The 25,189-nt window shown below is 65.7% G+C and carries 23 protein-coding genes and 1 pseudogene; 16 read left to right on the forward strand and 8 right to left on the reverse strand.

Features of this window, described 5'->3' with window-relative positions; translation table 11 throughout:
* The first annotated feature begins 456 nt into the window (after positions 1-456).
* The 4 genes from GGR25_RS18820 (at position 457) to GGR25_RS18835 (ending at position 4,531) form a co-directional block, all read left to right on the forward strand.
* Positions 457-1,875, forward strand: coding sequence for a circularly permuted type 2 ATP-grasp protein (locus GGR25_RS18820; protein WP_183400416.1), 1,419 nt, complete (start codon positions 457-459; stop codon positions 1,873-1,875).
* 60 nt (positions 1,876-1,935) lie between these two features.
* Entirely contained in the window at positions 1,936-2,877 is a 942-nt protein-coding gene (locus GGR25_RS18825; protein ID WP_183400417.1) for an alpha-E domain-containing protein, read from the forward strand.
* Positions 2,878-2,890: 13 nt separating this feature from the next.
* A complete protein-coding gene (locus tag GGR25_RS18830) occupies positions 2,891-3,706 on the forward strand; it encodes a transglutaminase family protein (protein ID WP_183400418.1) in 816 nt (271 codons plus the stop codon).
* An 81-nt stretch (positions 3,707-3,787) separates the two neighbouring features.
* Positions 3,788-4,531, forward strand: coding sequence for a proteasome-type protease (locus tag GGR25_RS18835; RefSeq protein ID WP_183400419.1), 744 nt, complete (start codon positions 3,788-3,790; stop codon positions 4,529-4,531).
* A gap of 57 nt (positions 4,532-4,588) precedes the next feature.
* On the opposite strand, the gene GGR25_RS18840 is transcribed toward GGR25_RS18835, so the two are convergent.
* From GGR25_RS18840 to GGR25_RS18855, 4 genes are all read right to left on the reverse strand, one after another.
* Positions 4,589-4,855 (reverse strand): usg protein, encoded by a 267-nt coding sequence (locus GGR25_RS18840; protein ID WP_183400420.1) that lies wholly within the window; start codon positions 4,853-4,855, stop codon positions 4,589-4,591.
* A gap of 145 nt (positions 4,856-5,000) precedes the next feature.
* Positions 5,001-6,149, reverse strand: coding sequence for a GGDEF domain-containing protein (locus GGR25_RS18845; RefSeq protein ID WP_183400421.1), 1,149 nt, complete (start codon positions 6,147-6,149; stop codon positions 5,001-5,003).
* A gap of 118 nt (positions 6,150-6,267) precedes the next feature.
* A complete protein-coding gene (locus GGR25_RS18850) occupies positions 6,268-6,876 on the reverse strand; it encodes a nucleotidyltransferase family protein (protein WP_183400422.1) in 609 nt (202 codons plus the stop codon).
* Positions 6,873-7,880, reverse strand: a complete 1,008-nt coding sequence (locus GGR25_RS18855; protein WP_246410041.1) for an XdhC family protein — start codon at positions 7,878-7,880, stop codon at positions 6,873-6,875. The genes GGR25_RS18850 and GGR25_RS18855 overlap by 4 nt, the downstream gene beginning before the upstream one ends.
* A gap of 266 nt (positions 7,881-8,146) precedes the next feature.
* On the opposite strand from GGR25_RS18855, the gene pcaD reads away from it, so the two are divergent.
* Positions 8,147-8,932: a 3-oxoadipate enol-lactonase gene (gene pcaD, locus GGR25_RS18860; RefSeq protein ID WP_183400424.1), complete on the forward strand. Its 786-nt coding sequence runs from the start codon at positions 8,147-8,149 to the stop codon at positions 8,930-8,932.
* A gap of 22 nt (positions 8,933-8,954) precedes the next feature.
* Here pcaD and GGR25_RS18865 read toward each other — a convergent pair whose 3' ends face one another.
* Entirely contained in the window at positions 8,955-9,320 is a 366-nt protein-coding gene (locus GGR25_RS18865) for a DoxX family protein (RefSeq protein ID WP_380146381.1), read from the reverse strand.
* 206 nt (positions 9,321-9,526) lie between these two features.
* A complete protein-coding gene (locus tag GGR25_RS18870) occupies positions 9,527-11,188 on the reverse strand; it encodes an electron transfer flavoprotein-ubiquinone oxidoreductase (protein ID WP_183400425.1) in 1,662 nt (553 codons plus the stop codon).
* Between the two features lie 173 nt (positions 11,189-11,361).
* Here GGR25_RS18870 and GGR25_RS18875 point away from each other — a divergent pair, with 173 nt between their 5' ends.
* Complete coding sequence (locus tag GGR25_RS18875; RefSeq protein WP_343068119.1) at positions 11,362-12,348, forward strand: L,D-transpeptidase; 987 nt, start codon at positions 11,362-11,364, stop codon at positions 12,346-12,348.
* Between the two features lie 3 nt (positions 12,349-12,351).
* Here the strand turns inward: GGR25_RS18875 and GGR25_RS18880 are convergent, their stop codons facing one another.
* Positions 12,352-13,671: a PQQ-dependent sugar dehydrogenase gene (locus GGR25_RS18880; RefSeq protein WP_183400427.1), complete on the reverse strand. Its 1,320-nt coding sequence runs from the start codon at positions 13,669-13,671 to the stop codon at positions 12,352-12,354.
* Between the two features lie 94 nt (positions 13,672-13,765).
* Here GGR25_RS18880 and GGR25_RS18885 point away from each other — a divergent pair, with 94 nt between their 5' ends.
* The 9 genes and pseudogenes from GGR25_RS18885 (at position 13,766) to GGR25_RS18925 (ending at position 23,078) form a co-directional block, all read left to right on the forward strand.
* Positions 13,766-14,599: a uracil-DNA glycosylase gene (locus GGR25_RS18885; RefSeq protein WP_183400428.1), complete on the forward strand. Its 834-nt coding sequence runs from the start codon at positions 13,766-13,768 to the stop codon at positions 14,597-14,599.
* Between the two features lie 134 nt (positions 14,600-14,733).
* Complete coding sequence (locus GGR25_RS18890; RefSeq protein WP_183400429.1) at positions 14,734-15,984, forward strand: MFS transporter; 1,251 nt, start codon at positions 14,734-14,736, stop codon at positions 15,982-15,984.
* Positions 15,985-16,229: 245 nt separating this feature from the next.
* The gene (locus GGR25_RS18895) at positions 16,230-17,147 is read left to right on the forward strand and encodes an ABC transporter permease subunit (protein WP_183400430.1); all 918 of its coding nucleotides are present in this window, start codon (positions 16,230-16,232) and stop codon (positions 17,145-17,147) included.
* Position 17,148: 1 nt separating this feature from the next.
* Positions 17,149-18,534 carry a high-affinity branched-chain amino acid ABC transporter permease LivM gene (gene livM, locus GGR25_RS18900; RefSeq protein ID WP_183400431.1) on the forward strand — a complete coding sequence of 462 codons (1,386 nt, stop codon included), beginning with the start codon at positions 17,149-17,151 and terminating at the stop codon, positions 18,532-18,534.
* Positions 18,534-19,412 (forward strand): annotated as a pseudogene (locus GGR25_RS18905) (ABC transporter ATP-binding protein); the annotation flags it as partial. The gene livM and the pseudogene GGR25_RS18905, both read left to right, overlap by 1 nt.
* Positions 19,413-19,432: 20 nt before the next feature.
* Complete coding sequence (locus GGR25_RS18910; protein WP_183400433.1) at positions 19,433-20,170, forward strand: ABC transporter ATP-binding protein; 738 nt, start codon at positions 19,433-19,435, stop codon at positions 20,168-20,170.
* Positions 20,171-20,231: 61 nt separating this feature from the next.
* Positions 20,232-20,570 (forward strand): DUF6867 family protein, encoded by a 339-nt coding sequence (locus tag GGR25_RS18915; protein WP_183400434.1) that lies wholly within the window; start codon positions 20,232-20,234, stop codon positions 20,568-20,570.
* 188 nt (positions 20,571-20,758) lie between these two features.
* Positions 20,759-21,877, forward strand: a complete 1,119-nt coding sequence (locus GGR25_RS18920) for a branched-chain amino acid ABC transporter substrate-binding protein (RefSeq protein ID WP_183400435.1) — start codon at positions 20,759-20,761, stop codon at positions 21,875-21,877.
* A 109-nt stretch (positions 21,878-21,986) separates the two neighbouring features.
* Positions 21,987-23,078 (forward strand): branched-chain amino acid ABC transporter substrate-binding protein, encoded by a 1,092-nt coding sequence (locus GGR25_RS18925; RefSeq protein WP_183400436.1) that lies wholly within the window; start codon positions 21,987-21,989, stop codon positions 23,076-23,078.
* Here GGR25_RS18925 and GGR25_RS18930 read toward each other — a convergent pair whose 3' ends face one another.
* Positions 23,079-24,329, reverse strand: a complete 1,251-nt coding sequence (locus GGR25_RS18930; protein WP_183400437.1) for an NAD(P)/FAD-dependent oxidoreductase — start codon at positions 24,327-24,329, stop codon at positions 23,079-23,081.
* 150 nt (positions 24,330-24,479) lie between these two features.
* On the opposite strand from GGR25_RS18930, the gene rpe reads away from it, so the two are divergent.
* Positions 24,480-25,145 (forward strand): ribulose-phosphate 3-epimerase, encoded by a 666-nt coding sequence (rpe, locus tag GGR25_RS18935; RefSeq protein WP_183400438.1) that lies wholly within the window; start codon positions 24,480-24,482, stop codon positions 25,143-25,145.
* The last annotated feature ends 44 nt before the right edge of the window (positions 25,146-25,189 follow it).

Genomic DNA, 25,189 nt, shown 5'->3' on the forward strand with positions numbered 1-25,189 from the left:
ATTTGAGACACGCGAGCAAACCAAAGGCTGAGCCATACGACACCGATCTCTACAAGCCACGCCAACCGAATCCTCGCACAAAGGCCGATTGTAAAAGCGTAGCGTCGATCCTCCTCGGCTCGCAACGCCCCCAGGCGCATGTCGAAGCCCCTCTCTGTTGAAGCGCCCTAACCTCTCTGTTGAAAGCGCCCTAAACTGCCGCCCGTGATCGGACGGGCCGCGTATCGCACATGATCCCAGCGATCACATAGTCTGCCCGCTCCTTAAGCAACTGCCGCCTTTCGCGCCGCGGCATCCCGTTCATTGCGAATGATGCGATTGCCTCTAGCCAAGTCTGCACGGCTCATATGCAATAGCCGGGAAGCAGCCATTGGAAGGCTGCAACGTTGCAGCCTTCCGGACGTTGGCATGCGGCTTGCCGGGAATGGCAGGAGATGAAAGGGAGATCGCGCACCGATGGTCGTTGCCTTCGACGAGATGGGCGCAAGCAGCCAAGGCTGCCGGCCGGGTTACGAGGTGCTGAAACGCTGGCTCGAATCGACGCCGCCCGATCTCCTGGCGACACGGCGCGCCGAAGCCGAGCTGCTGTTCCGCCGGATCGGCATCACCTTCAACGTCTATGGCGACGAGGCGGGCGAGGAGCGGCTGATCCCGTTCGACCTCATTCCGCGCGTGCTCACCAAGACGGAGTGGGGCGTTCTCGCAAAGGGGCTTGAACAGCGCACCAAGGCGCTCAACGCCTTCCTGGCCGACATCTATTCCAAGGGCGAGATCCTGCGTGCCGGCCTGGTGCCGGAGGATCTCATCTATCGCAACCCGTATTATCGGCCGGAAATGGCGGGCCTCAAGCTCGCCCACGACATCTATGTGATGATCGCCGGCATCGATATCGTCCGGGTCGACGCCGATACCTTCTATGTGCTCGAGGACAATGCGCGCACGCCGTCGGGCGTGTCCTATATGCTCGAGAACCGCGAAGTCATGATGCGGCTCTTTCCGGATCTCTTCGCCGAGCACCGCATCGCACCGGTCGAGAACTATCCCGACGCCCTGCTCGCGACGCTCAAATCCGTGGCGCCGCGCTCGGCGCCTGCCGACCCGACCGTCGCGCTGCTGACGCCCGGCCCCTATAACAGCGCCTTCTACGAGCACTCCTTCCTGGCCGACAAGCTCGGCGTCGAACTAGTCGAAGGCCGCGACCTGCTGGTGCGGGACAATGTCGTCTATATGCGGACGACCGAGGGGCCGAAGCGGGTCGACGTGATCTATCGCCGCCTCGACGACGACTTCCTCGACCCCCTCACCTTCCGGCCCGATTCGGCACTCGGCGTGCCCGGCCTGATGAGTGCCTACCGCGCCGGCAACATCACGCTCTCGAATGCGGTTGGAACCGGCGTCGCCGACGACAAGGCCGTCTATTCCTACATGCCGGAGATCGTGAAGTTCTATCTCGGCGAGGAGCCGATCCTGAAGAACGTCCCGACCTGGCGCTGCCGCGAGCCCGATGCCCTGAAATATGTGCTGGAGCATCTCTCCGAGATGGTCGTGAAGGAGGTCGCCGGCTCGGGCGGCTACGGCATGCTGATCGGCCCCTCGGCGGATTCGAAGACGATTGCCGAATTCGCCGCCAAGCTGAAGGCCGATCCGGACGATTTCATCGCGCAGCCGACATTGGCCCTCTCCACCTCGCCGACCTTCGTCGAGTCCGGCGTCGCGCCGCGCCACGTCGACCTCCGCCCCTTCGTCCTGACGGGCGGCGACAAGGTGCGCATCGTCCCCGGCGGCTTGACCCGCGTCGCGCTCAAGGAAGGCTCGCTCGTCGTGAATTCCAGCCAGGGCGGCGGCACGAAGGATACATGGGTGCTCGATGCGTGAGTTTGGCCGCTCGAATCCCGAGATCCTGAGCCCGATGCGCAATTTCCGGAGTCATGCACCGTGCTGAGTCGTACCGCCGACAATCTGTTCTGGCTCGCGCGCTATGTCGAGCGCGCGGAAAACACCGCCCGCATCGTCGACGCCGCGAACCGTCTCGCCGCGATGCCGATTTCCTATGCCGGTGAGTCGAACGAGTGGGAGTCGGCCGTCGCGGCGACCGGCTCGCTTGGCCTGTTCACGGCGCTCGACAAGCCCGCGACTGCCGAAAGCGTCGTCGAATTCCTTGCCTTCTCGCCCAAGAACCCGTCCTCGATCCGCTCCTGCATCGAGCGGGCGCGCCTCAATGCGCGGACCGTGCGCACGGCGCTCACCTCGGAAATGTGGGAGGCGATCAACGGAGCCTGGCTGGGCCTCAAGCGCTTCGACGGCATCTCGCACAACCGCCTGCAGCTCAACGAGTTTCTGAACTATGTGAAGGAAGCATCGCTGCGCTTCGACGGGTCCGCTAACCGGACCATGCTGCGCAACGACGTGTTCTTCTTCTCCGGTCTCGGCGCCTTCATCGAGCGAGCCGACAACACGGCGCGGATCCTGGACGTGAAATACCACATCCTCCTGCCGGAGCGGGAAAGCGTGGGTGGCGGCCTCGATTTCTTCCAGTGGTCGTCGATCCTGCGTTCGGTTTCCGCCAATACCGCTTATCACTGGGTCTATCGCGAGAGCCTGAAGCCGTGGCTAGTGGCCGATCTGCTGGTTCTCAATCCCCAGCTGCCGCGCTCGCTCGCCGCCTGCTACGACGCGATCTGCGCCTTCCTGGACGAGCTCGCGCTCGCCTATGGCCGGCAAGGTCCGGCGCAGCGCGTCGCGCGCTCGATCCGCAATCGCCTGCAGAATTCGACCATCGACCAGGTCTTCCAGGGCGGCCTGCACGAATTCCTGACCGAGTTCATCGCCGACAATGGCCGGCTCGGGCAGGCCATCACCGACCAGTATCTCGTCTGACGGACACCTCGCCATGCGCCTGCGGATCGTCCACGAGACGGCCTATCACTACGCCCCGCCGGCCAACGGCACGATCCAGACGCTGCGCCTGACGCCGCGCGGGCATGACGGCCAGTTCGTGATCAACTGGCGCATCGAGGTCGATCAGGACTGCCATCTCTCGACGACGACCGACCCGTTCGGCAACATCGTCCAGTCGTTCACCACCGAGGGCAAGCTCGACCATCTGGTGATCACGGCCCTCGGCGAGGTCGAGACCAACGACATGGCCGGCATGGTGCGCGGCCAGGCCGAGCGGTTCCCGAAGTCGGTCTTCCTGCGCGACACCCGGCTGACCGAAGCCGACGCGGCGCTGCGCGACTTCGCTTCGAGCGTCGGCGCGCAGGCGTCGACCGATCCGCTGTCGCGCATGCATGCGCTGATGCAGGCGGTGCACGAGACGATCGAGATCGGCCATGGCGACGATGACAGCGCCGTCGCGACCTTTGCCGGCCGCACCGGCGACCCACGCGCCATCGCCCATGTCTTCATCGCCATGGCGCGGCATCTCCAGGTGCCGGCCCGCTATGCGAGCGGCTATCTCCACTGGCCGGAGGAGGCCGAGCCGGCGCTCGCCGAACATGGCTGGGCCGAGGCCTTCGTCGATGGCGTGGGCTGGATCGGCTTCGATGCGTCCATGAATCTCTGCCCGACGGAGAACTATGTCCGCCTCGCCATCGGTCTCGACCGGATCGCGGCGGCGCCGGTTCGCGGCGCGTCCTATGGCGATGAACACGCCCCTCCCAAGGTCTCGATCCGCGTGAGCGAGGCCCGTGCGGCAAAGAGATAGGGGCACAAGCCCTCCTTCGGCCTTGCGACTCGTACGCGGAGCTTTGATGATCCGCGTTCGGTTCGCAGGAAGGTGCCCGGCATGACCTATTGCGTTGGAATACTCGTGCGCGAGGGTCTCGTGATGATCGCGGACACGCGCACCAATGCCGGCCTCGACAATATCGCGACGTTCCGCAAGCTGCATCTCTTCCAGACCGAGGGCGAGCGCGTCATCACAATCGCCACCGCCGGCAATCTGGCCGTCAGCCAGTCCGTGCTCAACCTGATGACGGAAGGCGTGCGCGATCCCGAGACGGGCGAGCTCGAGACGATCTTCACGATCCCTACCATGTTCAAGGTGGCGCAGTTCGTCGGCCGTGCGATCCGCGAGGTCTATCGCGTGCATGGCAAGTCGATGGAACAGCAATCGGCGAGCTTCGACGTCACCATGCTGCTGGGCGGCCAGGTGAAGGGCGGCAGGCTGCGGCTGTTCATGGTCTATTCGGCCGGCAATTTCATCGAGGCGACCGCGGACACGCCCTATCTGCAGATCGGCGAGCACAAATATGGCAAGCCGATCCTCGACCGGGCGGTCACCAGCGAAACGGGCCTTCAGGAAGCGCTGAAGCTCGGCCTCGTGTCGATGGATTCGACCATCCGCTCCAATCTCGGCGTCGGCATGCCCGTCGACGTCGCCACGATCCGCCGCGATGCGCTCGCCGTCGAGGTATCGCACCGGATCGACCGGAACGACGAGTATTTCATGGATCTGCGCGAGCGCTGGTCGGCCGCGCTCCGCGCTGCCCATCAGGCTATCCCGCCGCCACCCTATGGGCGCGACTGAACAAAGACCCGGCCCGTCGGACGCATCCGGCGGGCCGGCTCGAGCGGTCCACGCTCCTTAGTTCACGGCGAATTCCGCTGACGCCATCCGCACCTCGGCGGCGCCGATCAGATGGCGATGCGCAACCTTCACCGAATGCAGCGGCCCCTCGATCTCGCGCCGCCAGAAGGAGAGGAAGCGGTTCAGTTCCGGAAAGTCCGGCGCGCGGTCGTATTCCTGCCAGACGAAGGATTGCAGCATGCTGGGATGATCCGGCAGACGGTAGAGAATCTCGGCTGTGGTGAGGCCGTAGCCGGCGAGTTGACGCAACAGGGATGAAGCCATGGGCACCTCGGATTGCGATCAGGTCGACCCCTTTCGGGACCACCCCATGGTTCCGCAGCGCAGCATTGATTTCAAGCCAGCTTTGATGGATTGTCCTTTGGAATCAGATCATTAGCAGCATCCGCAACGGAGTGCTGCCAGCCGCTCAGCCGGCATCGGCGACCCGGTCGCGCCCTTCCGCCTTGGCGCGATAGAGCGCCCGGTCGCATCGCACCATGACGTCGTGCAGCGATTCGCCCGGCAGCGACCGGGCGACGCCACAACTGAACGTCGCCCTGAACGTGCCTTCGCGCGAGGCGAAGACGATACCGCCGAACCGCCGGCGAATCGTCTCGATGCACGCGGCCGTCGTTTCCGGACCCGCATCGGCGAACAGCATCGCGAACTCTTCGCCGCCGATCCGCCCCATGGCACTCTCACGCGGCGCGGCATCGCTCAACGCGGCAGCGAAGGCGCGTATGACCTGGTCGCCGACGTCATGGCCGTGCGTGTCGTTGATCGCCTTGAAGAGGTCGAGATCGAACATGAGCACGCGGCAGGCACGGTTCTGATTCTGGGATTTTGCGAGGAGGAGCGCGGCGTCGCGATCGAAGGCGCGCCGGTTCGGCAGGCCCGACAATTCGTCGCGATCGGCCTGACGGCGCGAGGTCTCCATCATGTCGGTCACGACCACGAGAATCAGCGACAGCGCGACGGCGATCAGCACGATCGCCGTCATGGATTGCGAGATCAGCGCATAGCGACTTTCGACATAGTCACGCGCCGTTGCGCCCGACCCGACCAGGACGGAGATGAACGGCTTGGCCAGAAAGTGCAGCGCCGCGAGACCGAACGCGCCGGTGAGGAGCCGGTCAAGGAGGCGCGGCGGCGCGCCGACCGCCAGAATCGCCGTGCAGATCAGCAATGCGATCGTGAACGGCAATTGGTAGAGCAGCTCGTACCAGAGCACGCCGCGCGGCGCCTGCCACAGCAGGACCCGCCCGAGCAGCGACCCGACGAACGAGGCCGGGAGCAGCCAGCGCGACAGCGGCACGTGATAATAGCGAGCAAGCCCCGCGGCCATGACATGGAAGGCCAGGGAGAACATCGCGAAGCTGCTGAAGACAAAGATTGGTGGCGTCGGCGAGAGGCGCACCAGCAATTCGCTCAGCGGCGTCCCGGCGCCGATCGCATAGCTCGCGCCGAACCATCGCACGCCGGGCGCCTCGGCACTCCGCGACAAGGCGAGGAACGCGGCTGCGACCAGCAGGGCGAGCGACGTGTTGACGACGAGTGCGAAAGCGGCGCCGCTCATTCCAGAAACACTTTGAGCCAGGAACGGATTGAACTGAAAAGAATAGTCGCCCCGGCGGGGCAATCGTCATCGCGACCTCGCGGCCGTCAGCCGAACATGCCTCGGTCTTCCACCGGGCTCAATGCCCGTCTGCGCGGCCGATCCGCGCTCCGAACCGGCCGAGCGCTTCCGGCGTATCGAGGTCAATGGAAACGGCCTCCCCGATCTCGATTGTGACGACCTCCCGGGCGTAAGCCGCGATCAGGTCCCGCGCGCCCCTGTCGCCAGAAAGGCCCATCAGATCGCCAAGGAAGCGCCGGGGCCAGAACACCGGGTTCCCGCGCTGGCCCTGATGCGTCGGCACCACGATCGGATGCGGATCGCCCGCCTCGAAGGTGGCGACGAGCGTGTCGAGCACGGCGCCCGTGATGAACGGCATGTCGGCGAGCAACACGGCCGCGCCGTCGCACGCGGGCGGCAAAGCGGCCAGGCCGCATCGCAATGATGTCGACAGTCCGTCGCGATAGGCGGGATTGGAAACGAGCGCCACGTCGAGGCCGGCGAGCGCCTCCGCGATGTCCGGTGCGGCATGACCGGTGACGACCACGACGGGCGACAACCGGCTCGCAAGCGCGGCCTCCGCGACGCGGCGCACCAGCGCGCGACCGCCGAGCTCGGCCAGCAGCTTGTTCGGGCCGCCCACGCGCAGCCCCTGCCCCGCCGCCAGAACGAGCGCGGCGACGCTCAAGGCTGCGTACCCCGCTTGCGCAGCGAGTCGACGACTTCGGCGAGGATCGCGACGGCGATCTCGGCGGGAGACTGCGCCGCGATCGGAAGACCGATCGGCGCCCGGATGCGCACCACCTGGGCGACCGAGGCTCCCGCGTCGAGGAGGCGCTGCCCCCGCTTTTCATGCGTCTTGCGGCTGCCGAGTGCGCCGACATAGAAGCAATCGGCATCCAGCGCCGCGCGGAGCGGCAGATCGTCGATCCGCCCGTCATGCGTCAGCACCGCCACGGCCGTGAAGCGATCGAGCGCCAGACGCGGGAGCACGTCCTGCGGCCATTCGGCGATGACATCGCATCCAGGAAAGCGCTCGGGTGTCGCGAAGGCCGTGCGCGGATCGACGATCGTCACGTCGAAGCCGGCAAGCCGCGCCATGGGGAGCAGCGACTGCGCGATATGCACCGCGCCGATCACCACGAGGCGCGGCGGCGGCAGGTGAACGGCGAGGAAAACCTCGTCCTTGCCCGGCTCGAAGACGAGGCCAGAACGTCCGGACCGAAGGCGGGCCGCGAGTTCGCCCTCCAAAGGATCGCCCGCAACCTCGTCCTCCCGCACGAGGCGCGTCGATCCCGTCGCGATATCCGTGACGAGGATCGCGGCACGGCGCTGACGCCTCAGCGCATTCAGCTCCGCGAGTGTGGCAAGATCCCATTGCCAGGCCACCTTCTCGACGAAGACCCGGATACGGCCGCCGCAGGAGAGCCCGACGCGCCAGGCCGTCTCGTCGGCAACGCCGAATGCGAGGACGCGGGGCGAGCCGGTCGCAATGACGTCGGCCGCCTCGCTCACGACCTCCCCCTCGACGCAGCCGCCGGAGACCGAGCCCTGGAAGCGACCATCGGCATGGATCACCAGATGACTGCCGACCGGCCGCGGCGACGATCCCCATGTCTCGATGACCGTCGCCAGGGCGACGCCCTGTCCTTCGCCGGCCCAGCGCTCTGCCAGCAGGAGCGGATCGTCCAAGTCGGCTCGTAGCTCCTTCGCCATACCCCGTTCCTTGTCGTGCACCACTCAACCGTGTGCCATGAATCGACGAATAGCGACGAGGATGCAGCAGGTTCCCTGCCACATCCTTGCGCCGGCATCGCGTCTCGGGGCTTCAATCTCCGGCCATCCCTCGTTTATATCGCTTGACGAGACGACAGCCCATGGTGACATGGCGAGCGACAAGCGGCATGGACGGCGTTTCCAGCCGTCGCATGAGTTAGGGATCGTACGGGGAAGGGTCGATGCCACGGATCACGATGGACGACGGGATCGGACTTTATGTCGAGGCCGCGCCGGACAACGGGAAGCCACCTCTCCTCCTGCTGAATGCGCTCGGTAGCGACCACACCCTGTGGGACCAGCAGGTCCCGGTCTTCTCCGAGCATTTCCGCATCATCCGCTTCGACGATCGCGGCCACGGCCAGTCCGACATTCCGGATACGCCCTATACGATCGATCGCCTCGGCCGGGACGCACGCGGCGTCCTGGAGGCCTTCGATATCGACAGCGCGCACGTCGTTGGCGTCTCAAAGGGCGGCATGGTGGGGGCATGGCTGGGCGCCAATTCTCCCGAGCATGTCGAAAAGCTGGTGATCTCGTCCTCCGCGCCGCATCTGGCGCCCCGGGACGTCTGGGAGGGGCGCGCCAACACCGCCCGCAATGAAGGCGTGGCGGCGCTGGTCGATGCCGTTATCGGCCGCTGGTTCACCGAGGAGTTTCGCCTGGGCCAGCCCGAGACGATCGCCCGTGTCCGCGCGATGATCCTCGGCACCTCCAATGAGGGCTATGCGGCCTGCTGCGAAGCCCTCGCCGAAATGGACCTCCGCGACGACCTGGAGCTTATCCCGGTGCCGGCGCTCGTGCTGTGTGGCGATTCGGACCCCGGCGTTCAGCCGGCCAAGACGCGCGAATGGGTCGCCACGATCGAGGGCGCGCGTCTCGAGGTGATCCGCAAATGCGCCCATTTGCCGAACATCGAGCAAGCCGCGACGTTCGACAAGCTGGTGCTGGACTTCCTCCAGAGCTGACCGGTGCAGGCCGCCGGCCTGCTTAGACCTTCCCTTCCCGTCCGAGCATGCCGTCGACGCTCCAGCGTCCCGGGCCTGCAACGACGAGGTAGAGGAAGAGGAAGCAGTAGAGGATCGCCGCGTCGCCGCCGTTCAGCACCGGATAGAAGCTGCGCGGTGCATGCGCGATCCAATAGGCGAAGGCCATGACGCCCGAGAGGACGAACGCGACCGGCCGCGTGAACAGGCCGAGGACTAGCAGCACGCCGCCGATCAGTTCGAAAACGCCCGCAATCCAGGAGAGGCTGAACATCTGGCTCGTCCGCTCGGACGGCGGAAAACCGAGAATCTTCTGGGTGCCATGCGCCATGAAGATCAAGGCGGACACGATACGCAGGACGCCGAGCATATACGGCTCGAAACGCGACAAACGGGCAGAAAACATAAGCAAGACCATCTCCAATCCGAAAAGGACCGGCGATGGGTAGCATGGGGACTCCCGCAGAACGGATCACACTACGATAAACTTCGCGTCAGGTCTGACGAACGAAGCGGCATAGTCTGAAACTATTCTAAATCGTACGTCCGTGATCCACGGCACCCTTCTTCGTGCGATCACATATTCGGATAGTTCGGACCGCCGGCGCCTTCTGGCGTCGTCCAGACGATATTCTGGTTCGGATCCTTGATGTCGCACGTCTTGCAGTGGACGCAGTTCTGCGCGTTGATCTGGAAGCGCGGGCCCGACGGCTCCTCGATCCACTCATAGACGCCGGCCGGGCAATAGCGCTGCGACAGCCCGGCATAGACATCGTGCTCGGACGATTTCTGCAGCGCCGGGTCGATGACCTTGAGATGGACGGGCTGGTCTTCCTCGTGATTGGTGTTCGAGAGGAACACCGACGAGAGGCGGTCGAAGGTCAGCACGCCATCGGGCTTCGGATAGGCGATCGGCTTGAAGTTCCGCGCCGGCTCCGTTGCGGCCGCATCGGTCTTGCCGTGACGGAGCGTTCCGAACAGCGAGAAGCCCAGCGTATTCGCCCACATGTCGACACCGCCGAGCGCGATGCCGATCGCGGTGCCGAAGCGCGACCAGAGCGGCTTGACGTTGCGCACGCGCTTCAAATCGCGCCCGATCGCCGAGGTGCGCCAGCCCTCTTCGAGCCCCGTCAGTTCGTCGCCCGAACGGCCCTCGCCGAGCGCGGCCGCGACGTGATCCGCGGCCAGCATGCCGGACAGGATGGCGTTGTGGCTACCCTTGATGCGCGGAACGTTGACGAAGCCCGCCGCGCAGCCGAGGAGCGCGCCACCCGGGAAGACCAGCTTGGGCACGGACTGCCAGCCGCCTTCCGTGATCGCGCGCGCGCCATAGGCGATCCGCCGGCCGCCCGCGAAAGTGGGCGCGATCAGCGGATGGGTCTTGAAGCGCTGGAACTCCTCGAAGGGCGAGAGATAGGGGTTCTTGTAGTTGAGATGCACCACGAAGCCGACGGCGACCTGGTTGTCCTCCAGATGATAGAGGAACGAGCCGCCGCCGGTTCCATTGCCGAGCGGCCAGCCGAACGAGTGCTGCACCAGGCCCGGCTTATGCAGCGCCGGATCGATCTGCCAGAGCTCCTTGAGACCGATGCCGAATTTCTGCGGGTCGCGGCCTTCCGAAAGGCCGAATGCGGCAATCGCCTGCTTGGCGAGCGAGCCGCGCGCGCCCTCGCCGAGCAGCGTGTACTTGCCGCGCAGTTCCATGCCGCGTTGGTAGTTCGGGCCGGGTTCGCCCGCGCGATCGACGCCCATGTCGCCGGTCGCGACACCGACGACGGCACCCGTCTCGTCACGCAGCAGCTCCGACGCCGCGAAGCCCGGATAGATCTCGACGCCGAGCGCCTCGGCCTTGCCGGCGAGCCAGCGGCAGACATTGGCGAGCGACACGACATAATTGCCGTCGTTCGACATCAGCGGCGGCATCAGGACATTCGGCAGGCGGACGCCGCCGGCCGGCCCGAGCCAGAGGAAACGGTCCTCGGTGACGGGCGTCTTGATCGGCACGTCGTCCTCGCCGCGCCATTCCGGCAGCAGGCTGTCGAGCCCGACCGGATCGATCACCGCGCCGGAGAGGATGTGCGCGCCGACCTCCGAACCCTTCTCGACGATGACGACCGAGATGTCGGGCGAAACCTGCTTGAGCCGGATCGCCGCGGCGAGGCCGGCCGGCCCGGCCCCGACGATGACGACGTCGAATTCCATGGCCTCGCGCGGGGGAAGGTCCGGATGATCGGTCATGTGCGGCTCTTGTGCTCCACGGGCCTGTTTAGAAGAGCAACAGGCAGGGCGCAACGCAGCATAAGGGCAGCGTCGCAAAACGGCCATTTGACCCCGTGGGGCAACACTGGCAATCCCGATTCCAGGCGCGATCGGGGATTGATTCGATGTTCAGGACGAGCGGGATATTCCGGGTGAGCCGGCGGCAGTTCCTGTCCGGCGGAGCGCTTCTGGGCAGCTCCTTCATCCTGCGCGGCACGGGCTTCGCCGATCAGGTCGAGAATGTCGAAGATCTGAAACCCGGCGACTTCACGTGGCATCCCGATCGCTCGCCGAGCGGGCCGATCACCATCGTCGTCTCCGTGCCCGAGCAGCTCGTCTTCGTCTATCGCAACGGCATCCGCATCGCCGTGTCGACCTGCTCGACCGGCAAGGCGGGCCATGACACGCCGACCGGCGTCTTCACGATCCTGCAGAAGGATCGCGACCATCATTCCAGTCTCTATGACGACGCCTCTATGCCGAATACCGAGCGGCTCACCTGGTCGGGCGTCGCGCTCCATGCCGGCGGCCTGCCCGGCTACCCGTCCTCGCATGGCTGCGTGCACCTGCCGCTGAGATTCTCCTCCCTCCTCTTCGGCATCACCACGGTCGGAACGGCGGTCATCATCGCCGGCCAGCATGACGAGCCGGTCGATGTCGGCGATTCCGGCATGGTGCTGTCGAATGTCGCGGCCGAGGAAGCCGACGCCGCGGCAGCCTCCGCCGAGCCGCATGGCGCCGACGCCGCCGCGCCGACCGAGGAGAAGTCGATCTCGATCGTCATTTCGAGCGCCGACAAGCGGGCTATCGTGCTCGAAGACGGCGAGACCGTCGCGGAAGGCGCTGTCACGATCGATGCGCCCGACACGCCGCTCGGCTCCTATACCTATATCCTCAGCCGCACCGCCTCGTCCGGCGGCGCCCTGCTATGGCACGCCATCGGCTACAACCGCGACAGCACGACCGGCGAGACGGCCGAGAAGACGCTCTACCGCATCCACCCCGACGCCGATGTCGTGAAGGCCATGCAGGCCCGCATGGTGCAGGGCGCCATCCTCGTCACCACCGACCTGCCGCTCCATCCGGATTCGCGCAGCGGCAAGGATTTCGTCGTGATGGACACGGCGCCCTCCGCCTGAGCCTCAGCGAACGGCATCGACGCGCCAGATCGACCCGTTCGCATCCTCCGACACATAGAGCTCCCCGGCCCGCCCGACGGCGACGCCGACCGGCCGGCCCCAGACCGCGCTCCGCGACAGCACGAAGCCGGTCATGAAGTCCTCATAGACGCCCGTCGGTTCGCCATTGGCCATGCGCAGGCGAACAACCTTGTAGCCCGTTGGTCCGCTGCGGTTCCACGAGCCGTGCAACGCAACGAAGGCATCGCCGCGATAGTCGTCCGGGAACGCCTCCCCGTCATAGAACGCGATGCCCAGCGGCGCCGAATGCGGCTGGATCAGCACGTCGGGTGTGAGGACACGTTCGCGGAGATCGGCGCGCTCGCCGGCATGACGGGGGTCCTGGTTCGCGCCGATATAGAACCACGGCCAGCCATAGAAGCCGCCTTCCCTGACGCTGGTCGCATAATCAGGCGGCAGATTGTCTCCAAGGCCGTCGCGCTCATTGGTCGCGCACCAGAGCGCACCACCCTGCGCCGCTACGGCGAGCCCCGCGCAATTGCGGATCCCGTTGGCGAAAGGACGAAGGCCGCTGCCATCCGGGTTTGCGACAAGCACGCTTGCGCGATCCGTCTCGTTTGCCCAGGCGGCGCCGATTCCGGACCGCTGCTCCAGCGCCGCGATCCCGCCAGGCGGCGCGCCGACGACTTGGTCTCCAACATTCGAGGCGGAGCCGACAGCGATGAACAGCCGCTCGCCATCCTTCGAGAAAGCGATATCCCGCGTCCAGTGCCCGCCCGTCGGCAGGCTCGGCACGATCGCCTCGGCGGGGCCGCTCGCGACGTGATCACCCGCCACATAGGCAAAGCGGACCACGCGATTCGCCTCGGCGACATAGACGTAGCGGGGCTCGGGGCCCGGCGGATAGAAGGCCATGCCATAGGGCCGGTTCAACCCGCTCGCAAAGGCAACAGGCGCCGGCCGCTCGCCCTTCGCAGACGCCGGCAGAATGCTGATCCGCCCGGCCCGGCTTTCCGCGACGAAGAGATCGCCGTTCGGTGCGGTGCGGATCATGCGCGGACCGACGAGCCCTTCCGCGACGAGCGTCACGTCGAACCCGCGTGGCACGCTCGGCCTGCGGCCATCGGGACGCTTCACGACCTTGGCCGTGACCGCCACCGAAGCCGTGGCGCCCGGCTTCGGCATGTCCTCGGGCCGGATCAGGCGCTGGACGCCGGGCCGGTCAGCCCGCCAGTCGCCATAGGCCGCAGGCCCGGTCAGCGGCTGCGCCGACGCCGGGAACGAGAGCGTGAGAAGGATCAGTGGGGACAGTCGGAGCGTCACGGGCAGTCCGTCTTTGTCTTTGCTTCAGCGGATCGATAAGGTCCACATAGGGCTGAATGTCCCGCCAGCAACCGGATCCTCGACGATCGGACCGATGTATCCCGCGCTTTCCGACCCAACCGCACGCTCGATCGCCACGCTGCTCGAATGGTATGCGGCGAGCGGCGTGGACATTGCGCTGGAGGAAGAGGCGATCGACCGCCTCGTCGCGCCACCTGTTGCGGCGCCAGTCCTCGCCCCCGCCGAAATCCCCGGGCAATCCGCACCGGCGGCTAATTCGCCGTCAATTGCAGCGCCGCAAATCGCAGCGCCGGACGGGGGCGAAGCAAGCCGCGCCGCCCGCGAGATCGCGCGCACTGCGCCCACTCTGGAGGCGCTTCGCGCTGCGCTCGAGGCGTTTGATGGCTGCTCGCTGAAGCTGACCGCGAAGTCGCTGGTGTTTGCCAACGGCAATCCGGCCGGCCGCGTCATGTTCGTCGGCGAAGCGCCGGGCCGGGAAGAGGATCTCCAGGGCCTGCCCTTTGTCGGGCGCTCCGGCCAGCTTCTCGACCGGATGCTGGCGTCGATTGGCCTCACGCGCGACGACGTCTACATCGCCAATGTCGTGCCCTGGCGCCCCCCGGGCAACCGCACGCCGACCCCCGAGGAGACGGCGCTGTGCCGGCCGTTCATCGAACGCCAGATCGAACTGGCCGATCCCGATTTCCTGATCTGCCTCGGCGGTGCGTCGGCTAAGGAACTGCTCGGCACGACCGAAGGCATCCTGCGCCTGCGCGGCCAATGGCATGATTTCGAGACCGGGCGGCGCCGAATCCGCGCCATGGCCACGCTTCACCCGGCCTATCTGCTGCGGCAGCCGCTCCAGAAGCGACTCGTCTGGCGCGACCTTCTGACATTGCGTGCCGCGCTCGACGAAACGGGCGCCTGAAGAACTGCCGTTTTCAGCGCCAAACTGCCCCGAAATCGCGCTGAATTTCGTCCGGCGCCATCATTTCGACATGGCAACGCAGCAGAAGAAAAAACGGGCACTTCATTTCATCGCCCTTCGGCGTTTCTTATACCATGGCTTCCCAGCTCTTCCCTGTCGCCGCACTCCTTCTGGGGTCGGCCCTCCTCCTTGTCGCCGGCGGAATTCATGGGCTTCTGCTGCCCATCCGCGGATCGATCGAGGGCTTCACGACCACGGAGCTGGGCCTCATAGGCACGGGCTGGGCGGTCGGATTCGTCGCCGGCTGCCTCGTCGTGCCGCAGATCGTGCGGCGCGTCGGCCATGTGCGCGCCTATGGGGTGATGGCGTCGATCGCCAGCGTCGTCATCCTGCTCAACCTCCTCTTCGTTTCGCCCTGGGCCTGGATCGGGCTGCGGGCCTTCTCCGGCTTCTGCTTCGCCGGCGCGGCCATGATCGTCGAAAGCTGGCTCAATGAGCGGGCGACGCGGGAGAACCGCGGCACGATCTTCTCCGTCTACCAGATGGTGAACTTCGCGGCGTCGACGGCCGGCCAGCTTCTGATCGCGACAGCCCCGACCGAGGGCTATTTCTTCTTCGTGCTCGGCGCGATCTTCTATTCGCTCGCCATCCTGCCATCGGCGCTCTCGACGGCGCAGACTCCGCGCCCGCTCAAGGCGACGAAGCTGGATCTGCGCATCATTTTTGCCAATTCGCCCGTCGCCGGCGTCGGCTGCTTCCTCGTCGGCATGGTCAACGGCGCCTTCGGCACGCTCGGCGCCGTGTATGCGCAGAAGATCGGCCTGCCCACCCAGGCGATCGCCTTCGTGATGAGCGGCGCCGTGCTCGGCGGCGCGATCACGCAGGTCCCGCTCGGGCGCCTCTCCGACCGCGTTGATCGCCGCTATGTGCTGATCGGCGTTTCCGCTGCGGCGATCGCCGTCAGCCTGACGATCACAATTCTCGCCCCCACCGATGCATGGCTCGTGATCGGCTTAGTCGCGCTGTTCGGCGGCATGATCTATCCGATGTACGGCCTCGCGGTCGCGCACGCCAACGACTACGCCGCGCCGGACGATTTCGTGAAGATCGCCAGCGGCTTGCTGCTGCTCTCCGGCGTCGGAACGATGATCGGCCCGATCATCGGCGCCTTCGCGATGGAGTGGTTCAGCCCGACCGGCCTCTTCACCTTCTGCAGCGCCGTCCATCTGACGCTGATCGCCTATACGGCGTATCGGCTGACCCGCCGCCCGCCGGTTCGCGATGTCCCTCGCGACAACTTCCAGCCGATGCCGCCGCTGCGCGAGGCGACGCCCGAGACCATCGCGCTCGATCCGCGCGCCAGCGAGACCAAGGCAGCGGCCTGAACGGACAATGATTTAGCGCCGTTTCCGGAATCGATCCGCGAAGCGCGGACGATCCCGGACCAGGATACCGACCCGCCGGATGCCTGCCGGCTCCCAGCTCGTCATGCCCCTGCGACCCTTCCCCCGGTCGCGGGCTGCTGTTGTTTTGTGCCTGCCGAATTGCTAAGCCAAAGGATCAAAGAGAGGCCGGCACAAGCACGGACCTCCGAGAAGAACAAAGTCGGCTGCATCGGGGAACTCGTTTTATGGAAGTCTTCCTACAGCAATTGATCAATGGAATCACGCTCGGATCGATCTACGGTCTGATTGCAATCGGTTACACCATGGTTTTCGGCATCATCGGCATGGTCAATTTTGCCCATGGTGACGTGTTCATGGTTGCGGCCTTCCTGGCCATGATCTTCTTCCTCTTGCTGACGACTGTCTTCGGCCTTTCGTCCATCATCCTGGCACTGATCATCGTGCTGGTGATCGCGATGGTTCTGACCAGCCTCCTGAGCTGGACGATCGAGCGGGTCGCCTACCGCCCGTTGCGAGGCTCGTTCCGTCTCGCGCCGCTGATCTCGGCGATCGGCATGTCGATCGTGCTGTCGAACTTCATCCAGGTCGCCCAGGGTCCGCGCAACAAGCCCCTGCCGCCCATGTTCCCCGGAACGATCACGCTGATGGAGCGCAACGGCTTTGCCGCCACGATCTCCTACAAGCAGATCCTGATCTGGGTCGTGACTGCCGTTCTGCTGGCCGCCTTCTGGTATCTGGTCCAGAAGACGTCGCTCGGCCGCGCTCAGCGCGCCTGCGAGCAGGATCGCAAGATGGCGGCGCTGCTCGGCATCAATGTCGACCGCACGATCTCGCTGACCTTCGTCATGGGCGCGGCGCTCGCCGCCGTCGCCGGCACGCTCTACCTCACCTATTACGGCGTGGTGAACTTCTCCGACGGCTTCACGCCCGGCGTGAAGGCCTTCACCGCCGCCGTGCTCGGCGGCATCGGCTCATTGCCGGGCGCCGTGCTCGGCGGGCTGCTGATCGGCCTCATCGAGACGTTCTGGTCGGGCTATTTCTCGATCGACTACAAGGACGTGGCCGCTTTCTCGATCCTCGCCATCGTTCTGATCTTCATGCCGCAAGGACTGCTCGGCCGACCCGAAGTCGAGAAGGTGTGACATGGCAGGCGCGACCAGGAAGGATACGGACGGCCTGAACGCGGCCGCAGCCGTCAAGGACGCTATTCTCGCGGGCGTCATCGCCCTCGGGATCTTCGGGCCGCTCGTCGGCCTGAAGAGCGAGCAGAACATGCGCAACGAGCTCGTGCTGACGACGCGGTGGGGGCTCGTCGCCATCATCGTCGGCATCGTGATCGTCGGGCGCTTCCTGCTGACCACGGTGATCTGGCCGACGCTGCGGGCGCGCAAGATGCGCGACAAGCCGGCCCCGACCGCTGCACAGATCGCCCGGCGGTCCGCGATCGCCAAATGGTTCCCGAGCACGTCGCTCGTGTTCCTCTTTCTCTATCCGGCGATTGTCGTCAGCCTCGTCGGCTTCCAGGGCTCGCTGAAATGGGTCGACAATTTCGGCATCCAGATCCTGATCTATGTGATGCTCGGCTGGGGCCTCAACATCGTGGTCGGCCTCGCCGGCCTGCTGGACCTCGGCTATGTCGCCTTCTACGCAGTCGGCGCCTACTCATACGCCCTGCTGTCGATCCATTTCGGGCTGTCGTTCTGGCTGCTGCTGCCGCTCGCCGGAATTCTCGCCGCGCTCTGGGGCATCATGCTGGGTTTCCCGGTGCTGCGCCTGCGCGGTGACTATCTGGCCATCGTCACACTCGCCTTCGGCGAGATCATTCGGCTGGTTCTGATCAATTTCCGCGAACTGACCAACGGGTCGGCCGGTATCAGCTCCATTCCGAAGATCACCTTGTTCGGCATTCCGTTCGACGCCTCGCCGAACGGCTTCGCCAAGATGTTCGGCCTGCCGCTGTCGTCGGCCTATTACAAGATCTTCCTCTATTATCTGATCCTGCTGCTGGCACTGCTGACGGCCTATGTCACCATCCGCCTGCGCCGCCTGCCCGTCGGTCGCGCCTGGGAGGCGCTGCGCGAGGACGAGATCGCCTGCCGCTCGCTCGGCATCAACACGACCAACACCAAGCTGACGGCCTTCGCGCTCGGCGCCATGTTCGGCGGCTTTGCCGGCTCGTTCTTCGCGGCGCGGCAGGGCTTCGTCTCGCCCGAATCCTTCGTCTTCATGGAATCGGCCGTGATCGTCGCGATCGTCGTGCTCGGCGGCATGGGTTCGATGATCGGCGTGGCCCTCGCCGCCGTCGCCATGATCGGCGGCACCGAAATGCTGCGCGAGCTCGACTTCCTCAAGGCGGTGTTCGGCAATAATTTCGATCCCGACCAGTTCCGCATGCTCTTCTTCGGTCTGGCCATGGTTCTGGTCATGATCTGGAAGCCACGCGGCTTCGTCGGGGCGCGTGAGCCGACGGTGTTCCTCGCCGAGCGCAAGTCGATTTCGAGTTCGCTGGTGAAGGAGGGCCACGGCTGATGTCCGCTGCCTTCGACACCATCGCGCCCGAAGTCGCGGCGCCCTGGGCCGATGATCCGGTCCTCACCGTCGAGCACGTCTCGATGCGCTTTGGCGGCCTCGTCGCCGTCAACGATCTCTCGTTCTCGGTCGGGCGCGGCGACATCACCGCGCTCATCGGCCCGAACGGCGCCGGCAAGACCACCGTGTTCAACTGCATCACCGGCTTCTACAAGCCGACGCAGGGCATGCTTCTGCTGAAGCATGCGAGCGGTGACAGCTTCCTGCTGGAGCGCATGCCGGACTTCCGCATCTCCGCGAAAGCCAAGGTTGCGCGCACCTTCCAGAACATCCGCCTGTTCTCGGGCATGACGCTGCTGGAGAACCTGCTCGTCGCCCAGCACAACGCGCTGATGATCGCGTCCGGCATGAGCATTCTCGGCGTGCTCGGCGTCCCGACCTATAAGCGCGCCGAGAAGGAAGCGATCGAGCGCGCCCGTTACTGGCTCGACCGGACCGGCCTCACGGCGCGGGCCGACGATCCGGCAGGCGAACTGCCCTATGGCGCGCAGCGGCGGCTCGAGATCGCGCGCGCCATGTGCACCGGCCCCGAGCTCCTCTGTCTCGACGAGCCCGCCGCGGGCCTGAACCCCCGCGAGTCGGCCGATCTCAACGCGCTTCTCCTCGGCATCCGCGAGACGGAGAAGACGTCGATCCTGCTGATCGAGCACGACATGTCGGTCGTGATGGAGATCTCGGATCATGTCGTCGTGCTCGAATACGGCACCAAGATCTCGGACGGCACGCCGCTCGAAGTCCGCAGCGATCCGCGCGTGATCGCGGCCTATCTCGGCGTCGACGATTCCGAGGTCGAGAAGGTCGAGGAACAGTTGGACGAGATCGCCGAGGAGGCCGCCGGATGAGTGAGCTGTCCGGAACGCCGCTGCTCCAGGTCGAGGGCGCAAAGACCTATTACGGCAAGATCCAGGCGCTGAAGGGTGTCGACGTCGTCGTTCACCCGGGCGAGATCGTCACGCTGATCGGCGCCAATGGCGCCGGCAAGTCGACGCTGATGATGACGATCTGCGGCAATCCGCGGGCGCGCGAGGGGCGGATCCTGTTCGAGGGCCGCGACATCACGAACCTGCCGACGCATGAGATTGCACGCCTGCGCATCGCGCAGTCGCCGGAAGGGCGCCGCATCTTCCCGCGCATGACGGTGTTCGAGAACCTCCAGATGGGCGCGGCGATCGACAACCTCGCCTATTTCGACGAGGACGTCGAACGCATGTTCACGCTGTTCCCGCGCCTCAAGGAGCGCATCGCCCAGCGCGGCGGCACGCTCTCGGGCGGCGAGCAGCAGATGCTTGCTATCGCCCGCGCGCTGATGGCGCGGCCCAAGCTGCTCATGCTGGATGAGCCTTCGCTGGGTCTCGCCCCGCTCATCGTGAAGCAGATTTTCGATGCGATCGCCGAGCTGAACCGCAAGGAGGGCCTGACCGTCTTCCTCGTCGAGCAGAACGCCTATCACGCGTTGAAGCTCGCCCATCGCGGCTATGTGCTCGTCAACGGCTCGGTAACCATGTCGGGTCCGGGCCGGGAACTGCTCGAGAAGCCGGAGATCCGCGCGGCTTATCTGGAAGGCGGTGCCCATTGACCCGCTCCTTCCCCGCACCGCGTTCCGAAACCATGACGCACAGCATCGAAGGGTGATGTCGATGGACGGACTATTGTTCGAAAACTTCTCGATCCTGCAGCTCGTCTTCCTGATCCTCAGCGGCCTTGGCGCCTGGATGACGGGCCGGGCCTGCGCGTCGACATGGCGCTCATACCTGCCGGTCGTCGTCTACATCCTGATCCTGTCCTTCGGCGTTCGTTTCATTCTGTTCGCGCTGTTCGGTGGCACCTTGTTGTCGCTGCACTACTGGCTCGTCGCCTTTGCACTTCTCCTTCTGATTGGCTCGATTGCCTATCGCTACAACTTGGCCAATCAGATGGTGTCGCAGTATTACTGGCTCTATTCGAAGTCAGGACCGCTCTCGTGGCGTGCCAAGTAAGCTTCAGCGATGAAGTCGATGTGGCCGCCCGAAACCCCGCCGGATTCGGTGATGTCACCGGCGTCCGGCACAAACATGAATCCGGATGACAGGCACCGTAAAATCGGCAAGATGATCGATAAGGCGCGCTTCTCATTCGCCGATAGGCCTGGAAAGGCCAGACTTCCAGTAAAAACGGGAGACAATCTATGAAGAAATCCCTGATGACCGGTCTCGTGCTTGCAGCGGGATTGGCCTTTGCGGGCGCTGCTCATGCCGACGACATCAAGCTCGGTGTCGCCGGACCGCTGACCGGTGCGAATGCGGCCTTCGGTGCTCAGCTCCAGAAGGGCGCTGAGCAGGCCGTCGCCGACATCAATGCCGCCGGCGGCGTCAACGGCTCCAAGTTCGTCGTCGAGCTCGGCGACGACGTGTCGGATCCCAAGCAGGGTGTCTCGATCGCCAACAAGTTCGTGGGCGACGGCGTCACCTATGTCATCGGTCACTTCAACTCGGGTGTCTCGATCCCGGCGTCTGAAGTCTATGTCGAAAACGGCATCCTGCAGATCACGCCGGCTTCGACCAATCCGAAGTTCACGGAGCGCGATCTCTGGAACACCTTCCGCGTCTGCGGTCGTGACGACCAGCAGGGCGCTGTCGCGGGCAAGTACATCCTCGACAGCCTGAAGGGCAAGAAGCTCGCCATCATCCACGACAAGACCCCCTATGGTCAGGGCCTCGCGGATGAGACGAAGAAGACGGTCAATGCCGGCGGCGTGACGGAAGTCGTCTACGAAGGCATCAATGTCGGCGACAAGGACTTCTCGGCGCTCATCTCCAAGATGAAGTCGGCGGGCGTCGAGGTCATCTACTACGGTGGCCTGCATCAGGAAGCCGGCCTGATCGTGCGTCAGGCTGCCGAGCAGGGCCTGAAGGCCGTGCTCTTCTCGGGCGACGGCATCACCGACCGCGAGTTCGCCTCGATCGCCGGTCCGGCGGCCGATGGCACGCTCATGACCTTCGGTCCGGATCCGCGCCTCAATCCCGACGCGAAGGCCGTCGTCGAGAAGTTCCGCGCTTCGGGCTTCGAGCCGGAAGCCTACACGCTCTACGCCTATGCCGGCGTCCAGGTCATCGCCCAGGCGATCGCCAAGGCCGGTACCACCGATCCGCAGAAGGTCGCCGAAGTCATCAAGTCGGGCGGCCCCTGGAAGACGGTGCTCGGCGAGCTCTCCTTCGACGGCAAGGGTGACCGCACCACCGCCGACTACGTCGTCTATTCGTGGGTGAAGGACGCCGACGGCAAGCTCGACTACAAGCAGCTCTAATCTGGGCCGCTTCCCATCGACGCCCGCCCCTCCCCGGGGCGGGCGTTTTCTTTTGCGGCCATGCCGGGCATGATCGGCGTCGGCTCCCCCGTCAAACACGGCCTCGCGCATGCTCCGCCTCTCAGTCCTCCTCCTCGCGGCCACGCTGGCACTGCCTGCCTCCGCCGATATCCGGATCGCCGTGATGGCGCCGCTGTCGGGCCAGTTCCAGGTGCTCGGCCAGCAGATGCGCGCCGGCGTGCAGAAGGCGGTCGACGACATCAATGCGCGTGGCGGCGTCGATGGCGAGAAGCTCGTGCTCGATGTCGAGGACGACGGCTGCAAGGCGGAAACCGCGGCGGCCGCGGCGAACCGGGCCGCGGGCCGTGGCGACGTTCTGGTCATCGGCTATGTCTGCGCCGCTGCTGCCGAGGCCGCGGCGGCGGTCTATGCCCAGAACGGGATTCTCTTCATCTCGCCGGGTGTGAGCGCCGACTCGCTCACCGACCGACGCGCCGGCCCGACCATCTTCCGCATCGCGACGACGGACCGGGCCCAAGGCTATGTCGCGGGCGGATATATCGCCAAAACCTATCCAAGGAAGCGCATCGCCGTCCTCGATGACGGCTCGCCCTATGGCAAGCCTATTGCCGATGGCGCGGCCGCGGCTCTGAAACGCGAGGGCGTCACGGCGCTCCGCCGCGAAACCTATGACGCCGGCGCGAAGGACTACAACGCCCTTGCCGCCCGCCTCATCGACGACGCGACCGATGTGGTCTTTCTGGCCGGCTATCAGGGCGACATCGCGCTGATCGCCAAGGCGCTGCGCGCCGCGAATTCAGCGATAATCGTCATAGGTCCCGACACGATCGGGACGAACCAGTTTCTCGATCTCGCGGGTGATGCGGCCGAAGGGTTGCTCTTCACCTTCTTCACCGATTTCCGCTTGGGCGACGAAGCCAGGGACGTGGTCGCGGCCTTCCGCGCCAGCGGCACCGAGCCCGTGGGCCTGGTCCTGCCATCCTATGCAGCCCTCGAGGTCTGGCTGGCGGCGCGGAGCAGCGCGCCCGCCAAGGACGCCGCCTCGATCGCCGCTACACTTCAGGACGGCAGCTTCCCTTCGGTGATCGGGAAGGTCGATTTCTGGGACAATGGCAGCACCAGAATCCCTGGCTTCAGCGTCTATCGCTGGCAGGACGGCAAACCCGTCCTGCTCGAGTGATCAACCCCGAAAGCGCGTCGCCCGGAACGGATCGGGATCGACGAACGGCATTTCGCGCGTGATGAGCTCTGCGATCAGCCGCCCCGTCGCCGGCCCGAGGGTGAAGCCGAGATGGCCGTGGCCGAAATCGAGCCACAGGCCCGGATGGCGCGGCGCGGGCCCGACGATCGGCATCGAGTCCGGGAAGCAGGGCCGCGCGCCCATCCAGGGTTCGCGCTCGATCGCGTCGCCGAGCGGGAAGATCGCGCGCGCCTGCGGCAGGATCCGCTCGATCTGCACCGGCGTCGGCGGAGCATCGCGATCGTCGAACTCGATGCCCGACGTGATGCGATAGCCCTGCCGCATCGGCGTCAGGACATAGCCATGATCGACATCGACCACCGGGCGATCCAGCGCCGCGTCGCCGCGCGGCTTGAAGTGCATGTGGTAGCCACGCTTCACGGCAAAGGGGAAACGGTAGCCGAGCGGGCGCAGCAGATCCATTGACCACGGCCCCATGGCGACGACCACGTCTGGCGCGCTGGCGACCCCGCTCTTGTGATCGACCGCCCAGAGGTCGCCCTCGCGGCGCAGCGTGCGCCCGTCGCCCGTGGAGAGCGAGCCGCCCATCAGCTCGAACAGGCGCGCGAACGCCTTGGTGACGCCGCCGGGGCTGGAGACGGAGACCGTGTCGGGCCACAGGATGGCCCGTTCGAACACCGGTGACAGGTCGGGTTCGAGGTCCGAGATCTCATGCGCGCTCAGGATCTGGTAGCGGACGCCGAAACGATCGGCGAGCGCCAGCTGCCGTCGGGTGCCGGCCTCGAAGCTCTGCGCGGTGCGGTAGCCGCGCAGCCACCCGGTGCCGCGATAGAACTCGACCGCCCTGCCCTTGCCCGCCAGCGTGCCGTGCTCGGCCGCCGCATGCGAGAGGATCGGGTTCATACTCTCCGCATAGGCCTCGATGCCGGCCTCCGACGAGGCGGCACGGAGCTGAAGCAGCCACGGCGCGATCTTCGGCAGGAAGCGGGCATTGTAGTGCAGGCGCGTCTGGTTGTTCCGCGCGACCCCGGTGAGTTCGCTGAGCTGCCGCGGGAAAACGATCGGGTAGAAGCCCTCACGCTCGATGACGCCGGAGTTGCCGTAGGAGGTCGCCTCCCCGGGCGGCGCCTTGTCGATGAGGAGCACCGACCGGTTGCGCCTCAGAAGATGGATCGCCGCCGAGACGCCGACGATTCCCGCGCCGAGCACGATGGTATCGAACTTTTCCATGTTGAACTCTTAGCGAAGACCAACGCCCGCGCCTATGCCCCGCGCATGGCGGAGCGGAGTTTGCCGAGGCGGAGCGACAACCGCAATTGCCGTCGCCTTCCCGCCGTGTTAGGGCCGCCCATCGACACGACCAGCCGGAGACCGCCCGCCATGACGCAGCGCCCCCTGATCGCCCCGTCCATCCTCTCCTCCGACTTCTCGCGTCTCGCCGAAGAAGTGCGCGCCATCGACGCCGCCGGAGCGGACTGGATCCATCTCGACGTCATGGACGGGCATTTCGTGCCCAACATCACCTTCGGTCCACCGGTGATCGCTGCCCTGCGGCCGGTATCGACGAAGTTCTTCGACGTCCACCTCATGATCGCCCCGGCCGACCCCTATCTCGAGGCCTTCGCGGAAGCTGGCGCCGACGGCATGACGGTGCATGCCGAGGCCGGCCCGCATCTGCATCGCTCGCTGCAGGCGATTCGCTCGCTCGGCAAACGGGCCGGCGTGGCCATCAATCCGGCGACGCCGGAAGACGCGATCGCCTATGTGCTGGATGATATCGACCTCGTACTGGTGATGAGCGTCAATCCGGGCTTCGGCGGTCAATCCTTCATCCCCGCCGCGGTCGACAAGATCGCGCGCATCAAGACCATGATCGCCGGACGGAACATCCGGATCGAGGTCGATGGCGGCATCTCGCCCGAGACCGCCCCCGCCGTGATCGCAGCCGGCGCCGACGTGCTCGTCGCGGGCTCCGCGGTCTTCAAGGGAGGAGCAGCCGACTATGCGCGCAACATCGACGCGGTCCGTGGGCATGCGCCGGCCTGACAGTCGGTGATTGTCCCCTCGCCTTCGCTCTGTTAGACGGGCCG

It is taken from the genome of Kaistia hirudinis (assembly GCF_014196455.1).
In the GTDB taxonomy this organism is placed as follows: Bacteria; Pseudomonadota; Alphaproteobacteria; order Rhizobiales; family Kaistiaceae; genus Kaistia; species Kaistia hirudinis.

Bases quoted from the DNA above. Each gene is read 5' to 3' on its own strand.
- GGR25_RS18820 (WP_183400416.1), top strand. From the start codon at position 457: ATGGTCGTTGCCTTCGACGAGATGGGCGCAAGCAGCCAAGGCTGCCGG.
- GGR25_RS18830 (WP_183400418.1), top strand. From the start codon at position 2,891: ATGCGCCTGCGGATCGTCCACGAGACGGCCTATCACTACGCCCCGCCG.
- GGR25_RS18835 (WP_183400419.1), top strand. From the start codon at position 3,788: ATGACCTATTGCGTTGGAATACTCGTGCGCGAGGGTCTCGTGATGATC.
- GGR25_RS18840 (WP_183400420.1), bottom strand. From the start codon at position 4,855: ATGGCTTCATCCCTGTTGCGTCAACTCGCCGGCTACGGCCTCACCACA.
- GGR25_RS18845 (WP_183400421.1), bottom strand. From the start codon at position 6,149: ATGAGCGGCGCCGCTTTCGCACTCGTCGTCAACACGTCGCTCGCCCTG.
- pcaD (WP_183400424.1), top strand. From the start codon at position 8,147: ATGCCACGGATCACGATGGACGACGGGATCGGACTTTATGTCGAGGCC.
- GGR25_RS18865 (WP_380146381.1), bottom strand. From the start codon at position 9,320: ATGCTCGGCGTCCTGCGTATCGTGTCCGCCTTGATCTTCATGGCGCAT.
- GGR25_RS18870 (WP_183400425.1), bottom strand. From the start codon at position 11,188: ATGACCGATCATCCGGACCTTCCCCCGCGCGAGGCCATGGAATTCGAC.
- GGR25_RS18885 (WP_183400428.1), top strand. From the start codon at position 13,766: ATGTATCCCGCGCTTTCCGACCCAACCGCACGCTCGATCGCCACGCTG.
- GGR25_RS18890 (WP_183400429.1), top strand. From the start codon at position 14,734: ATGGCTTCCCAGCTCTTCCCTGTCGCCGCACTCCTTCTGGGGTCGGCC.
- GGR25_RS18895 (WP_183400430.1), top strand. From the start codon at position 16,230: ATGGAAGTCTTCCTACAGCAATTGATCAATGGAATCACGCTCGGATCG.
- livM (WP_183400431.1), top strand. From the start codon at position 17,149: ATGGCAGGCGCGACCAGGAAGGATACGGACGGCCTGAACGCGGCCGCA.
- GGR25_RS18910 (WP_183400433.1), top strand. From the start codon at position 19,433: ATGAGTGAGCTGTCCGGAACGCCGCTGCTCCAGGTCGAGGGCGCAAAG.
- GGR25_RS18915 (WP_183400434.1), top strand. From the start codon at position 20,232: ATGGACGGACTATTGTTCGAAAACTTCTCGATCCTGCAGCTCGTCTTC.
- GGR25_RS18920 (WP_183400435.1), top strand. From the start codon at position 20,759: ATGAAGAAATCCCTGATGACCGGTCTCGTGCTTGCAGCGGGATTGGCC.
- GGR25_RS18925 (WP_183400436.1), top strand. From the start codon at position 21,987: ATGCTCCGCCTCTCAGTCCTCCTCCTCGCGGCCACGCTGGCACTGCCT.
- GGR25_RS18930 (WP_183400437.1), bottom strand. From the start codon at position 24,329: ATGGAAAAGTTCGATACCATCGTGCTCGGCGCGGGAATCGTCGGCGTC.
- rpe (WP_183400438.1), top strand. From the start codon at position 24,480: ATGACGCAGCGCCCCCTGATCGCCCCGTCCATCCTCTCCTCCGACTTC.